The sequence below is a fragment of the Collinsella sp. CLA-ER-H10 genome, from assembly GCF_040092475.1.
Taxonomy (GTDB): domain Bacteria; phylum Actinomycetota; class Coriobacteriia; order Coriobacteriales; family Coriobacteriaceae; genus Collinsella.
In genome coordinates this window covers 1-12,772 of sequence record NZ_JBBNLM010000002.1, presented here as the reverse complement: position 1 = coordinate 12,772, position 12,772 = coordinate 1, and the positions used below count along the sequence as shown (strand labels likewise).

The 12,772-nt window shown below is 59.7% G+C and carries 13 protein-coding genes; 7 read left to right on the top strand and 6 right to left on the bottom strand.

Going from position 1 to position 12,772, the window contains the following annotated elements:
* Positions 1-106: 106 nt before the first annotated feature.
* From AAAX36_RS01520 to AAAX36_RS01510, 3 genes are all read left to right on the top strand, one after another.
* A complete protein-coding gene (locus tag AAAX36_RS01520; RefSeq protein WP_271757070.1) occupies positions 107-532 on the top strand; it encodes a potassium channel family protein in 426 nt (141 codons plus the stop codon).
* Positions 533-566: 34 nt separating this feature from the next.
* Complete coding sequence (locus AAAX36_RS01515) at positions 567-1,100, top strand: TIGR00730 family Rossman fold protein (RefSeq protein WP_349073756.1); 534 nt, start codon at positions 567-569, stop codon at positions 1,098-1,100.
* A gap of 125 nt (positions 1,101-1,225) precedes the next feature.
* On the top strand, positions 1,226-2,530 hold the full coding sequence (locus AAAX36_RS01510; RefSeq protein WP_349073755.1) for a chloride channel protein: 1,305 nt from the start codon (positions 1,226-1,228) through the stop codon (positions 2,528-2,530).
* 88 nt (positions 2,531-2,618) lie between these two features.
* Here the strand turns inward: AAAX36_RS01510 and AAAX36_RS01505 are convergent, their stop codons facing one another.
* The 3 genes from AAAX36_RS01505 to AAAX36_RS01495 are packed head-to-tail and all read right to left on the bottom strand — an operon-like array spanning position 2,619 to position 4,599.
* A complete protein-coding gene (locus tag AAAX36_RS01505) occupies positions 2,619-3,317 on the bottom strand; it encodes an ABC-2 transporter permease (RefSeq protein WP_195568652.1) in 699 nt (232 codons plus the stop codon).
* Positions 3,314-4,195 (bottom strand): ABC transporter ATP-binding protein, encoded by an 882-nt coding sequence (locus AAAX36_RS01500; protein ID WP_195625359.1) that lies wholly within the window; start codon positions 4,193-4,195, stop codon positions 3,314-3,316. The genes AAAX36_RS01505 and AAAX36_RS01500 overlap by 4 nt, the downstream gene beginning before the upstream one ends.
* A 23-nt stretch (positions 4,196-4,218) precedes the next feature.
* Positions 4,219-4,599 carry a GntR family transcriptional regulator gene (locus tag AAAX36_RS01495; protein ID WP_117820855.1) on the bottom strand — a complete coding sequence of 127 codons (381 nt, stop codon included), beginning with the start codon at positions 4,597-4,599 and terminating at the stop codon, positions 4,219-4,221.
* 552 nt (positions 4,600-5,151) lie between these two features.
* Between AAAX36_RS01495 and AAAX36_RS01490 the strand changes: the two genes are divergently transcribed.
* The 3 genes from AAAX36_RS01490 to AAAX36_RS01480 all read left to right on the top strand — a co-directional run bounded on the left by AAAX36_RS01490 (position 5,152) and on the right by AAAX36_RS01480 (position 8,334).
* Positions 5,152-6,765 carry a peptide chain release factor 3 gene (locus AAAX36_RS01490; RefSeq protein WP_195625360.1) on the top strand — a complete coding sequence of 538 codons (1,614 nt, stop codon included), beginning with the start codon at positions 5,152-5,154 and terminating at the stop codon, positions 6,763-6,765.
* A 156-nt stretch (positions 6,766-6,921) separates the two neighbouring features.
* Positions 6,922-7,644, top strand: coding sequence for a VUT family protein (locus AAAX36_RS01485; RefSeq protein WP_022093974.1), 723 nt, complete (start codon positions 6,922-6,924; stop codon positions 7,642-7,644).
* Positions 7,645-7,653: 9 nt separating this feature from the next.
* Positions 7,654-8,334, top strand: coding sequence for an SDR family oxidoreductase (locus AAAX36_RS01480; protein WP_349073754.1), 681 nt, complete (start codon positions 7,654-7,656; stop codon positions 8,332-8,334).
* A gap of 50 nt (positions 8,335-8,384) precedes the next feature.
* Here AAAX36_RS01480 and AAAX36_RS01475 read toward each other — a convergent pair whose 3' ends face one another.
* Together AAAX36_RS01475 and AAAX36_RS01470 are read right to left on the bottom strand one after the other, a co-directional pair.
* Positions 8,385-9,110 carry a uracil-DNA glycosylase gene (locus AAAX36_RS01475; protein ID WP_117820858.1) on the bottom strand — a complete coding sequence of 242 codons (726 nt, stop codon included), beginning with the start codon at positions 9,108-9,110 and terminating at the stop codon, positions 8,385-8,387.
* Between the two features lie 88 nt (positions 9,111-9,198).
* The gene (locus AAAX36_RS01470; RefSeq protein ID WP_349073753.1) at positions 9,199-10,101 is read right to left on the bottom strand and encodes a DMT family transporter; all 903 of its coding nucleotides are present in this window, start codon (positions 10,099-10,101) and stop codon (positions 9,199-9,201) included.
* Positions 10,102-10,259: 158 nt separating this feature from the next.
* Here AAAX36_RS01470 and AAAX36_RS01465 point away from each other — a divergent pair, with 158 nt between their 5' ends.
* Positions 10,260-11,126 (top strand): LysR family transcriptional regulator, encoded by an 867-nt coding sequence (locus tag AAAX36_RS01465; RefSeq protein ID WP_349073752.1) that lies wholly within the window; start codon positions 10,260-10,262, stop codon positions 11,124-11,126.
* A gap of 27 nt (positions 11,127-11,153) precedes the next feature.
* Here the strand turns inward: AAAX36_RS01465 and AAAX36_RS01460 are convergent, their stop codons facing one another.
* Positions 11,154-12,536, bottom strand: coding sequence for an MATE family efflux transporter (locus AAAX36_RS01460; RefSeq protein WP_349073751.1), 1,383 nt, complete (start codon positions 12,534-12,536; stop codon positions 11,154-11,156).
* Between the last annotated feature and the right edge of the window lie 236 nt (positions 12,537-12,772).

Below are 12,772 nucleotides of genomic sequence, written 5' to 3'. Positions count from 1 at the left end.
TTTGACTAGTCATTTAAGAACGTCCCCAATGACTAGTTCCGTTTGCGGGGGAGGCGTGGGACAATACCGAGCGAACGTGATTGGGCGTCTGGGAAAAGGGGTCGCGATGAAAAAGCTCAAGACGCTTGCTGACGTGTTACGCCAGGCGGGCTTCGTGCGCATTACGGAGCTGTTCCTCGTCTTTTACCTGCTGTGCTCGACGGCCGTCTGGTTGTCCGAGCCTACGACCCTCACGTTTGGCGATGGGCTCTGGTTTAGCTTTGAGACGGTCTCGACGATCGGCTTTGGCGACATCCCGGCCGAGACACCGGTTGCCCGCGCTATTACCGTCGTCTTGAGCGTCATCAGCATCTTCTACATCGCCATGCTCACGGGCGTGGCGGTGAACTACTGCAATACGCTTATCAAGATGCGTCAAAAGGACACCATGGCTCGTTTTATGGACGATCTTGAGCATTTGGAAGAGCTCGATCGTGACGAGCTCGCCGATTTGTCACGCCGCGTGCGCGAGTATCGTCGACGCCAGCGCTAAGACGAACGTCGTGCGCCACAACAGGGGGACAAATATGAACATCACCGTGTACCTGGGTGCCAACACTGGCAATGACCCGGCATTTCTGCCCGCGGTACAGGAGCTGGGCAACTGGATTGGCGCCAACGGACACGCGCTGGTATACGGCGGGTCCAAATCGGGCCTGATGGGCGCGCTCGCCGATAGCGTGCTCGATGCCGGCGGACACGTGACGGGTGTTGAGCCGAGCTTTTTTATCGAGGCCGAGTTTCAACATGACGGCATCGACGACCTTATCGTGACGAGCGATATGGCCGAGCGCAAAGCCAAGATGATTGAGCTCGGCGATGTGTTCATCGCCTTTCCCGGCGGGACGGGCACGCTCGAGGAGATTGCCGAGGTCATGTCCGCTGTGTCGTTGGGGCACCTGAGTGCTCCGTGCATCCTGTATAACCTGGACGGTTACTACAACGACCTCAAGGCGCTGCTCGGGCACATGATTGATAAGGGCCTATCGAGCCCGCAGCGCCAGCAAGGTATCTACTTTGCCGACGATTTGCGCGAGATTGCCTCGATTATCAACGGATAAGTCTTGAGCTTGCCCCACTATGGCTCCCAATGGTGCCGTTCGCGGCGCAGACGGTTGGCTCGTTCGGGCAACGCTCACTCTACAATAAAACGTAACTATGTCGACTTTGACCGCGGGAGGACCCGATGGATAACCTTGCCAAACCCAAAAACCGCGCGCTGTTTTTACTTAGCGTTGCCGTGACCGGTGCGTTCGCAGGTGCCGCGGTCTGGCTGTTCTTTTTTGCGATGGAGCACGGTATCGACTATCTATGGACCGAGATTCCGCACGCGCTGGGCGTCTCTTCGCCCGAGCTTGCCAGCGGCCCGTTTGGCTTTTTGCCGTACCCGTTTTTTGTCTGCCTGCTGGGCGGCCTGTTAATCGGTCTGTACGAAAAGATGACAGGCACCAAGACCGATGACCTCAACCAGGTGATGGCTAAGGTTAAGCAAGACGGGCGCTACCCGTACGACAACCTGGGCAAGCTTTCGCTCGCGGCATTGCTGCCGCTGCTGTTTGGCGGAAGCATTGGACCGGAGGCCGGCCTGACCGGCGTTATCGCGGGACTGTGCAGCTGGGTCGGCGACCGCATGCGTCGCTTTGGCGCCGAGTTTAGGGAGCTAACGCTGCTGGGTACCCAGGCTGCCCTGACGGCGCTCTTTACCGCGCCCGTCTTTGGCTTTGTGGCACCGCTTGCCGGTAGCGCCGATGGCCAGGGCGAAGACGCCGACGATGAGTCCGCGTCCGACGAGATCACGATCAAGCTTCCCAAGGCACAAAAGACGGTGGTCTACGGCATTGCGATTGCCGGCGGCCTGGGCACCTATCTGCTGCTCGGCCAGCTTATGGGCGGCGGCATGGGCATGCCCAGGTTCGAGTCCGCCGAGGTGGGCAACCTGGAACTTACCTGGCTCATTCCGCTGGCGTTGGTTGGCACCGTTTGCGGCTGGCTGTACTTTGTCTCCGAGCACACAAGCGAGGCACTGTCCCATGCAATAGGGGAGCGCCCTGTCGTCAAGGCCATGCTGGCCGGTCTGGCGCTCGCCATCTGCGGCACGGTCCTGCCCTACACCATGTTTGCCGGCGAGACCCAGGCCGACGTGCTCATGGAAACCTATCTGACCATTCCCGCCGGCGTGCTCATCGCGACTGGTCTTGTCAAAGCCATGCTGACCCCCGCCCTCATCAACCTGGGCTGGCGCGGCGGCCACTTCTTCCCGGTTATCTTCTCGGGCGTAAGCCTGGGCTATGGCCTTGCTATCCTCACCGGCGCCGATCCGGTCTTTTGCGTCGCCGTTTGCACGGCCTCGACGATGGGCGCCGTTATGCGTCAGCCCGTCATGGTCGTGGGCCTGCTGCTCATGTGCTTTCCGCTCAAGGGCATCGTCTGCATGATCATCGCCGCCGTTATCGCCGCCGGCATTCCGCTGCCCAAGCCGCTGCGCAAGTAGCGCGGTGGCGCACGACGGGGACATGCCGTTTGCCACGGATTTGCGGGGAGGGGACGATCGCGTCCTTCGTGGATTGAGGCTCGCGTGGCTACAGATCGCGTACTCGATAAACCTTGGTGCTGACGGTGCAGCTGATTGCACATAGCGCGAGGGCCAGCACGGCAATTCCTGCGCACAGACAGCCCAGAACGGCGGGATCGGGATTTGCTCCGGCAATCGACATGAGCCAGTTGCTGATGGGGTTGGAGGAGCTCAGCGTGGCCATTGTGCCGCAACCAAGCAGGGCAAACAGGCCAACGGATAGGCGCAGCGCCTCCATGTGTCCAAATCGAAAGAACAGCGGCTGCGCCAAAAACACCATCATGAGGGAGATGAGCATCGATGCCGCCGAGGCCATTGCGGTCTCAAAGACGGCCTGTCCCGTCGAGGGGATGCCCGCGCTGTTGAAAAGCGGGATGGAGACGATGCTCAGAAGCGCGGCGGCGCAGGCCATGATGGCCGAGAAGACAACGATGCACAGGTAGCGTGCGCAGATGATGTCTTTGCGCGAGAAGGGCAACGTTGCTCGATAACGCTCCCAGCCGTTTTGGTTATCGTAGCCAGCTAGCGAGTTCATGATTATGATGGGCGACATTGCGCTGACCGCACAGGCGCCGGCGCTCATGCCGGAATCGACATCCGACGCGTTGGCAAGGGTCAGCACGACAAACATGAACAGGCCGACGCCTGCAATGCTCGGGATAAGCGAGCGAGCGATGGCGAGCTCGGACATAAAGGCGCGTTTCATTTCGAAGCTCCTTTCAGCATGAGGCGAAGATAGTCATCAATGGTTGCCCGATCGCTGGGAATCTCGGGGAAGGCCTCGAGCGTTTCGCGACGGTTGGGCACGAGCACGTCCACGCTATAGGCGTGGTGGACGGCACGGGCGCCTTCGGCGCAAGCCATAAGCTCGGCGGCCTGTGCTTGGGTGCAGTGGGCGATGCCGGCTCGGTCGGTAATGTCCTCGCGCGGCAGGTCAAAAATAATCGAGCCGTTATCGATGCAGATGACGCGGTCGGCGGCGCGATCGAGGTCGGACGTAATGTGGCTCGAGAGCAGCACGCTGTGCTGACCGTCGGCGACAAAGGCAAGCAGCTCATCGAGCAGTTCCTCGCGTGCCATGGGATCGAGGCCTGCGGTGGCTTCGTCCAAAACGAGCAGTTTGGCATTGTGACTGAGTGCACAGGCAAGCTGCAGCTTCATGCCCATGCCGCGGGAGAGGTCCTTGACTTTTGTCTTAGGATCGAGGCCAAATCGGTTGATGAATCCGGCGAACGTTTCGCGGTCCCACGTGGGGTACGCCGGGCCTACGAGCGACTCGATCTGGCCCACCTTGAGCGTGGAGGGGAAGGGGCACGTGTCCAGGACAAGACCGACGCGGGAGCGTAGATGGCGCTGCGTCTCATCGGGCGCGTCGGCGCCACAGCGCTGCCCAAATAGGTGCACCTCGCCGGCATCGAGCTTTATAAGCCCGAGGGCAGCTCGAATCGTCGTTGTTTTGCCAGCACCGTTGGCACCAACAAAGCCGACGATCTGACCTGGCTCCACAGCGAGTGTGACATCACGCAGCGAAAAACGGTCGCTTACACGGCGTGAGATGCCTTTGAGTTCTAAAAGGTTTTGCATGGTATAGCCTTTCTTGCAGATGGCTACTGCATGGTTTCGGGGGCTACCAGGTCGAGCATCTCGTGCAGCTTGTCGCGCGTGACGCCCAGGGTTTCGGCTTGGCTCGCCGCTTTCGCAAGTAGCTCTTCGATATGGCAGAGCTGGTTTTCGCGCAAGAGTTCTTGGTTGCCCTCGGCGACAAAGCAGCCCTTGCCCTGCACGGTGCAGATAAACCCGAGCTGCTCCAGGTCGGCGTAGGCGCGCTTGGTGGTGATGACGCTCACGCCAAGATCGCTCGCGAGTGCACGGATGCTGGGGAGTTTGGCTCCCGCAGCGAGCGTGCCCGAAAGGATTTGAGCTTTGACTTGCGAGGTTATCTGCTCGTAGATGGGCTTGTCGCTCGAATTGGATAGGATGATGTCCACAGCGGCTCCTTAGCTGATGGGCTACACGTGTATATAACCGGTAAGCACAGTATATATACACTATATACAGTTATGCAAGAGGCAAATATGGATTGTCCGCTCGTTCATTCATCTCAATCTGTAACATCTGGAACCGATTTGGACGGCTACCTGTTACAGATTGAGATTTTGCCGGCGGGCCCCACCTGGTTGTCTCAATCTGTAACAACTGGAGAAGATTTTGGCTGCTAGATGTTACAGATCGAGACATTGTCCAACCGTCTATCCTTATATCTCAATCTGTAACAGATGGACCCGTTTTGAGTGGCTAGATGTTACAGATTGAGATCTTTCTGGGACGCCCACCTGGTTGTCTAAATCTGTAACAGGTAGAGGTTCAAAAACCGTCTAGATGTTACAGATCAAGACAAACTGCTGCGGAGTGTCGCCATCGACTGCTACCCTAGGCCCCAACTGATGAATTTGTCCTGATAGGTGCCCTATGCCGATATTTCGCGGCTACAATAGTACGGTTACATCGACGTAATGCACTTAATGCAAGAAAGGATCCGCATGGCAAGCCTGTCGGATGAAATCTCGTCGCGCCGCACATTCGCGATCATCAGCCACCCGGACGCCGGTAAGACCACGCTTACCGAGAAGCTGCTGCTCTATACCGGCAGCATCCAGACCGCCGGCTCGGTCAAGGGCAAGAGCTCGGCCAAGCATGCCGTCTCGGACTGGATGGACATCGAGAAGGAGCGCGGTATTTCCGTTACCTCCTCGGTGCTGCAGTTTACCTACAACGGCGCCTGCGTCAACATCCTCGATACCCCCGGCCACCAGGACTTCTCGGAGGATACCTACCGTACCCTTATGGCCGCCGACGCCGCTGTCATGGTCATCGACGGCGCCAAGGGCGTCGAGGCCCAGACCAAAAAGCTCTTTAAGGTCTGCACGCTGCGTCATATTCCCATCTTCACCTTTGTGAACAAGCTCGACCACGAGGCTCGCGACCCGTTTGAGCTCATGGAAGAGATCGAGAATGTCCTGGGTATCAATACGTATCCCATGAACTGGCCGATCGGCAGCGGTCGTAACTTCCGCGGCGTGTTCGATCGTCAGACCCGTCGCGTTATCGCCTTTGAGGGCGATGGTCACGCCAACGCCACCAAGAAGGTCGCCGAGGTCGAGGCCGAGCTGGGCGACCCCGCCATGGATGAGCTCATCGGCGAGGAGAACCATAAGAACCTAATGGACGATATCGAGCTGCTCGATGGCGCCGGCGACGAGCTCGACTTGGATGCCGTGGCCTGCGGCAAGCTGAGCCCGGCGTTCTTTGGCTCGGCGCTCACCAACTTTGGTGTGGAGCCCTTCCTCAAGGAGTTCCTGCGTCTGGCCCCGACGCCGCGCGCCTATACCGATACGCTCACCAGCGAGCCGGTCGATCCTTGCCGCGACGACTTTAGCGGCTTTGTGTTTAAGATCCAGGCCAACATGGACAAGAACCACCGCGACCGCATCGCCTTTGTGCGCATTTGCTCGGGCAAGTTCGAGCGCGGCATGGATGCCTTCCACGTGCAGGGCAACCGCAAGCTTAAGCTTGCCACGGGTACCTCGATGATGGCCGATGACCGCGCCATCGTGGACGAGGCGTACGCGGGCGATATCGTGGGCCTGTTCGACCCGGGTATCTTTAGCATCGGCGACACTGTGTGCTCCGGCAAGTGCCACGTGCAGTACCCGCAGATCCCGACGTTTGCCCCCGAGATGTTCGCTCGCATTACGCAGGTCGATACGCTCAAGCGCAAACAGTTCGTCAAGGGTATGGAGGAGCTTGCCCAGGAGGGTGCCATCCAGATCTTCCGCGAGCTTGGTGCCGGCATGGAGAGCGTCATCGTGGGCGTGGTCGGCGTGCTGCAGTTTGAGGTGCTCGAGCGCCGCCTCAAGGCCGAGTACCGTGTTGAGGTTCGTCGCCAACCGCTGCCCTATACGGACATTCGCTGGATCCAGAACGACCCCGATACCATCGATATCCCGGGCCTTTCGCTCACGCGCGACACGCTGCGTGTCGAGGACATGCGCGGCGGTAAGCTGCTGCTGTTCACGAGTCCGTGGAACGTGGATTGGGCAACCGACCACAATCCCGACCTTATCCTGTCGGAGTTTGGCAACGTAGCCTTTTAACGCACCAGTGCGGTGGCCCTGCGGGGCCGCCGCGCCGATTGCTTGCCTGATGCCGCGTGAGCGGCTATCATACCCACCGTCGTCTCAAGACCGGGGCGTCCGAGCAGTTCGGGTCCGATATCCTGCTCGTTAAACCTAAAACCAAAGGAGTACATAATGATCAAGAAGGTCATGGAGGACTACAAGGTCCTGTTGCGGAGCATTCCCGCGGCAACGGTTTCGCTGTTTTTCGTGAGCGTCATCATGATGAACCTGCTGGCCAACAAAGAGCTTATCAGCCTGCCGTATCTGGCACTCGATTGCGGCTTTGTGGTGAGCTGGGTTTCGTTTTTGTGCCAGGACATGATCTGCAAGCGCTTTGGCGCCAAGGCATCCATCAAAATCTCTATCCTCGCGCTGCTGGTCAACCTGGCCGTGAGCCTGTGCTTTTGGGCATGCTCGCTCACGCCCGGCATGTGGGGTGCTTACTACGACACGGGTATGATCGAGGTCAACACTGCCCTTAACGCCACCATCGGCGGCACCTGGTACGTGGTGCTGGGCTCTTCGCTGGCAATGCTCGTTTCTGCCGTGGTCAACTCCACGCTCAACCAGTCGCTCGGCCGTATGCTCAAAAAGAATAACTTTGCGAGCTTCGCCTTCCGCTCCTATGTGTCCACAGGTGTTGGCCAGTTTATCGACAACCTGGTCTTTGCCATTGTGGTGAGCCACACGTTCTTTGGTTGGACCTGGGTGCAAGTCCTTATGTGCTCGCTGACCGGCGCTGTCGCCGAGCTGCTGTGCGAGGTCTTCCTGAGCCCCGTGGGCTACAAGGTCGTGCGCGGCTGGGAGCGCGAGAATGTGGGTTCCGAGTACCTCGAGCGCCACGCAACCGCCTAAGGAGCAAGTATGCGGGTTTTGATCACGGGCGCTTCGGGCGGTATCGGAGCCGCGTGCGTGCAGCGCTTTTTGGACGAGGGCCACGAGGTCGTGGGCTTTGATCTGCTGCCGACGGCGATCGAACACGAGCGCTACCGCCATCTGATCGTTGATGTACGCGAGCCGGACTCGTTTCCAGGCGATCTTGAACCCCAGGTAATCGTGAACGTTGCCGGTACGCAGGATTCGGCCGACGATATTGCTGCCAACCTGCGTGGCACCATCAACGTGACCGAGCACTACGCCTTTGTGGGGGAGGGGCTTGCCGCCAAGCCTGCGCCGGCTATCAAATCCGTGGTCAATGTGGGGTCGGCGAGCGGGCATACGGGATCGGAGTTTCCCGCCTATGCCGCCAGCAAGGGTGGCGTTATCGCCTACACCAAGAACCTTGCAAACCGTCTGGCGCCGCAGGCCATCGCCAACAGTGTGGACCCGGGTGGCGTTATCACGCCGCTCAACCGTTGTGTGATGGAAGACGAGCACCTGTGGAACCAGATTATGGAGCTCACGCCGCTTAAGCGCTGGGCCACTGCCCAAGAGATCGCCGAGTGGATCTACTTTGTGGGCGTGACCAACCGGTTTATGACCGGGCAGAGCCTGCTGATCGATGGGGGCGAGGCCGGCCGCACACAATTTATTTGGCCCGAATAGGAAACGCGCCCGATGGAAAGCCGTCGGGCGCGTTTTTGATGTATCGATTTTTAGCCGAGGCAAGTCCAGTTGACGGGGGTCGAGCCGTGCTGCTCGAGTAGCCGATTGGCTGCCGAGAAGGGGCGCGATCCCATAAAAGCGGGGAGTTCTGCCGTGGCACGGTTGGCCGAAAGCGGCGAGGGGTGCGTGGAGGCCAGGCAGAACTTGCCGGTTGCCTTGCCCGCGCCGGTCGCGGCGAGCTTGCCTTCGACCATCTGCTGGGCAAAGCGGCCCCATGCCAAAAAGACGACCGGCTGGGGCAGCTGGCAGCAGCGTTCGATAACGTAGTCGGTGAGCGCGCTCCAGCCCAGCTTGGCGTGCGAGTTCGCGGCATGCTCGCGCACGGTGAGCGTAGTGTTGAGGAGCAGGACGCCCTGCAGTGCCCATGGGGTTAGGTCTCCCGTGGCGGGGATGGGGCAGCCCAGATCGGCTTTGAGCTCCTTATAGATGTTGCGCAGGCTCGGCGGCAACTTGGTTTGCGTCGCTGGGACCGAGAACGACAGTCCCATGGCCTGGTTGGGTCCGTGATAGGGGTCTTGACCCAAGATGACAACCTTGACCTGGTCGGCCGGCGTGTAGGCGAGGGCATTGAGGATGTCGTCTTGTGCCGGGTAGATGGTTTGCTCGGCACGCAAAAGGGCGATGCGCTCGAGCAGCTGGTTCGTAGTGTCACGTACCGGCTGCGGCGCATCGCCCAACCAAGTTGCTATGTTGCGGTCGCGGGTCGCGGCGTCCATGGGGCTCCTTTATGGCAGATGCTCTGTTGACATCTATTGTAAAGGCGCACCGGTTGCCTTTATGCCACGGCTGTATGAGGAGTGGGGCCTACGAGACGTGCTCGGGCGCTCCTGCCATGCGAGCCTGTCCATGTGCGCGGAGGCGCGGAAGCTCGACGGTTGCCACCATGACGCCGGTGAGGATGAGGGCTGCGCCAAAGAAGGCGATGGGGCTCAGGACCTCGCCGACCAGGAAGAACGAGAAGACGGCGGAGCATACCGGCTCGAGCGAGAAGGCGAAGCCGGTGGTCTCGGCGGGCACGTGGGGCTGCACGAGCGTCTGGGTGATAAAGCCGTAGGCAGAGCAGATGAGTGCGAGCGCGACGACAACGACGATCTCGCTCGGCGTGCTGGGAAGCGTGAAGCCGCCAAAGACGCATGCGGCAATGCCCGAGAACAGGCCGCCGAAGCCCAGCTGCCAAACGCCCAGAGCCAGCGGGTCGACATCTTCGACAAAGCGCTTCGCCACAATGATGTGGCCGGCATAGACAAAAGCGGAGAGCAGCATGATGATTGCGCCGGGATTCAGGCTGGTAAAGTCGGCGCCCGAGAGCAGCAGCATGCCGCAGGTGACGATGGCGGTGCCGACGAGCACCTTGCGCTCGGGGGCGCGACGCAGCAGGGCTGCGTTGGCAAACGGCACGATTACGACTGTCAGGCTCTGCAAAAAGCCGGCGGTGGAGGCGGAGGTGAGGCTGGAGCCCAGGCACATGCACGTGAGCTCGGTTGCCATGATGGCACCGATGATGGCGGCGCGAACCATAAGGTCGCGGTTGATGCGAAACGCGTGCTTGTGGAAGAGCAGCAGACAGGCCGCAAAGGCGATGATGCAGCGCAGCGCAACGATGCTCGTGGCGTTCATGCTGTCCATGCCGATCTTCATGAGGGGGTACGAAAAGCCCCATGCGACGGGAACAGAAAATGAGAGCGCGATTGCTTTTTTGCGATCCATGGGACTCCTTTTGTTACAGAACGGTTTCGCAAAAAGGATTCTGCTCCCAGATGTGGATGTAGTAAAGCGAATGTATCTTCAGTATGATTAAGAAATGCTAATGTCATTAGGAAAAGCGCTGGCAAAACGTTTTACGGCTGCATTGATGTGGAGGCACGATGGCATCGCGGTATCAGATTGTTTGTATGGTGGTCGATCGCGGCAGTCTTAAGGGCGCGGCGGACGAGCTGGGCTACACACAAAGCGCGGTGAGCCAGGCCGTCAAGGCGCTCGAGCGCGAGCTGGGTACCACGCTTATCGAGCGCGGCAAGCAGGGTGTTTCGCTTACGCGCGATGGCAAGCAGTATCTGCCGTACCTGCGCCAGATTGTGACCGCCGAGGCCGAGCTCGAGGGCAAGCGCCAGGAGCTGCTGGGGCTTTCGTCGACCGATATTCGCATCGCGACGTTTACCAACGTGAGCCGTACCGTGCTGCCGCGTGTGATCCGCGACTTTGGTACGCTGCACCCGGGCGTACGCTTTACCCTCAAGCAGGGCGATTACACGCGCAACGCTCAGTGGGTGCACGACGGCGTGGTGGATTTTTGCTTTACGGCGCGCGGGTTTACCGCAGGCCTCGAGAAGCGTGTGGTCTATCACGACGAGTTGGTGGCGCTGCTGCCGGCTGCGCATCCGCTGGCGGCAAAGGAAAAGGTGACGCTCGCCGACCTGGCGTCCGAGCCCTTTGTGCTGCTGGATGAGGGCGAACAGAGCCTGGTGCTCGATGCATTTGCGGCGCATGGCTTGTCGCCGCACGTGACGAGCGAGGTCACCGACGACTACACCATCATGGCGATGGTGGAGGAGGGTCTAGGCGTGAGCATGCTCTACCGTCGTACTGTGGAGGGCATGCGAGCCGATATTCGCGTGCGGCCCATCGTGCACGCTCCCTCGCGTGACGTAGTGGCAGCCTGGCGCAGCTGGGATACCATGCCCATCGCCACGAGGCGCTTTATCGACTATATGAGCTCGCATATTGTCAATTAATGACTGGCGTGGCTTTGAGTGCGGTGTTTAGCGGGCTGTCGCTTTGGCTTGGGTGGCGCGATAGGTGCGTGCCGGGTGGCAAAGTAGTACCGCCACGACCATAAAGAACGCCGTGGTGCCCAGGCTGATGGGGTAGACCATCATGATGTTAGCAAAGGTGCGGAAGTGCGGGAACACGCAGAACACCCAATAGAAGCGGATGCCGCAGACGCAGATCATGGTGATGAGGGCGGGCGTGAGCGAGATACCAAAGCCGCGCAGGTAGCCGGACATGTTTTCGTAGAACATGCTAAAGGCGTACGCCGGGAAGATCGAACACACGCGGATATAGCCGATCGAGACGATGTTGGGATCGCTGTTGAACAGCGACAAGATCTCGCGTCCCAGGCCGACAATAACGATGATCGTGGTGAGTGCAACGATACCGCCTTCGACCAGGCAGACCTTGAGCGTTTTGGTGCAGCGGTCGATCTGGCGGGCACCGTGGTTTTGTCCTACAAAGGTGGTGCAAGCCTGGCTAAAGCTGTTGAGCAGGTTGTAGCATACGTACTCCAAGCTCATAGCGGCGCTCGATGCCGCCATGACCTCGGTGCCCAGGCTGTTGATAGCAGACTGGATGATGATGTTGGCGACGGCAAAGACGGCGCTCTGGATGCCGGCGGGCAGGCCGATCTTGACGATGCGCTTGAGGGCGACGGGGTCGATAGCCAGGTCGCGCGGGGTGACGCGGACGACGGAGTCGGTCTTGAGCAGGCGGATAAAGAGCGTGGCGGCGCTGACAGTGTAGGCGATAGCGGTGGCGATGGCGACGCCCGCGACGCCCCAGTGGAGTATGGGGACAAAGATGAGATCCAGGCCAATGTTGAGGACGGTGGACACGGCAAGTGCCTGCAGCGGCATGCGGGTGATGCCGACGGAGCGGAAGATCGCGGCCTCAAAGTTGTAGAGCAAGATCGAGGGCATGCTGAGCAAAAAGACGCGCAGGTAGAGCGAAGCGAGCGGCATGGTTTCGGCGGGAACATTGAGCGCGGCGAGCATGGGCTCGGCAAAGATCTCGCCCAGCGCAATGACGACAAAGCCCACGAGCGCCATTAAAATCGAAGTATGGACGGCGCGTTTGACCATGTTCTGATCGTTGCGGCCGATAGCGTTGGCGATGACCACGTTGGAGCCAAGCGACATGCCAATAAACAGGTTGAGCATAAGACTGGTAAGCGGAACATTGGAGCCGACCGCCGCCATGGCGAGGGTTCCCTGGTCGCCCGAGAAATTACCGATGATGACCGTGGCGATGAGGTTCGACAGCTGCTCCAAGATGCTCGTGGCGGCCACGGGGAAGGCGAACAGGGGAATATTGCGCCACAGCGAGCCGGTGGTCATGTCAATGTGCTTAGATACGGTATCAGCCATACGCTCTCAATCTCTAACATGCTATATCGTGCTTATTTGCGCAGACGATGATACTCCTAATCGACTAGTCGTTGGGGGCGTTCTTAAACGACTAGTCATTCAAGAACGTCCATTACAGTCGAAATTGTCAGCCCGGGACCGTCTCGGGCTACGATTGAGGCGCGCCCAGAACGGGCCGCCGACCGGGCGCCCGCGCACGGCCGAACGTCCCTGCCCCCGAGAGGGCCTGTTGGGTG

Coding starts and splice junctions, on each gene's coding strand:
- AAAX36_RS01520 (WP_271757070.1), top strand. CDS start 107: ATGAAAAAGCTCAAGACGCTTGCTGACGTGTTACGCCAGGCGGGCTTC.
- AAAX36_RS01515 (WP_349073756.1), top strand. CDS start 567: ATGAACATCACCGTGTACCTGGGTGCCAACACTGGCAATGACCCGGCA.
- AAAX36_RS01510 (WP_349073755.1), top strand. CDS start 1,226: ATGGATAACCTTGCCAAACCCAAAAACCGCGCGCTGTTTTTACTTAGC.
- AAAX36_RS01505 (WP_195568652.1), bottom strand. CDS start 3,317: ATGAAACGCGCCTTTATGTCCGAGCTCGCCATCGCTCGCTCGCTTATC.
- AAAX36_RS01500 (WP_195625359.1), bottom strand. CDS start 4,195: ATGCAAAACCTTTTAGAACTCAAAGGCATCTCACGCCGTGTAAGCGAC.
- AAAX36_RS01490 (WP_195625360.1), top strand. CDS start 5,152: ATGGCAAGCCTGTCGGATGAAATCTCGTCGCGCCGCACATTCGCGATC.
- AAAX36_RS01485 (WP_022093974.1), top strand. CDS start 6,922: ATGATCAAGAAGGTCATGGAGGACTACAAGGTCCTGTTGCGGAGCATT.
- AAAX36_RS01480 (WP_349073754.1), top strand. CDS start 7,654: ATGCGGGTTTTGATCACGGGCGCTTCGGGCGGTATCGGAGCCGCGTGC.
- AAAX36_RS01475 (WP_117820858.1), bottom strand. CDS start 9,110: ATGGACGCCGCGACCCGCGACCGCAACATAGCAACTTGGTTGGGCGAT.
- AAAX36_RS01470 (WP_349073753.1), bottom strand. CDS start 10,101: ATGGATCGCAAAAAAGCAATCGCGCTCTCATTTTCTGTTCCCGTCGCA.
- AAAX36_RS01465 (WP_349073752.1), top strand. CDS start 10,260: ATGGCATCGCGGTATCAGATTGTTTGTATGGTGGTCGATCGCGGCAGT.
- AAAX36_RS01460 (WP_349073751.1), bottom strand. CDS start 12,536: ATGGCTGATACCGTATCTAAGCACATTGACATGACCACCGGCTCGCTG.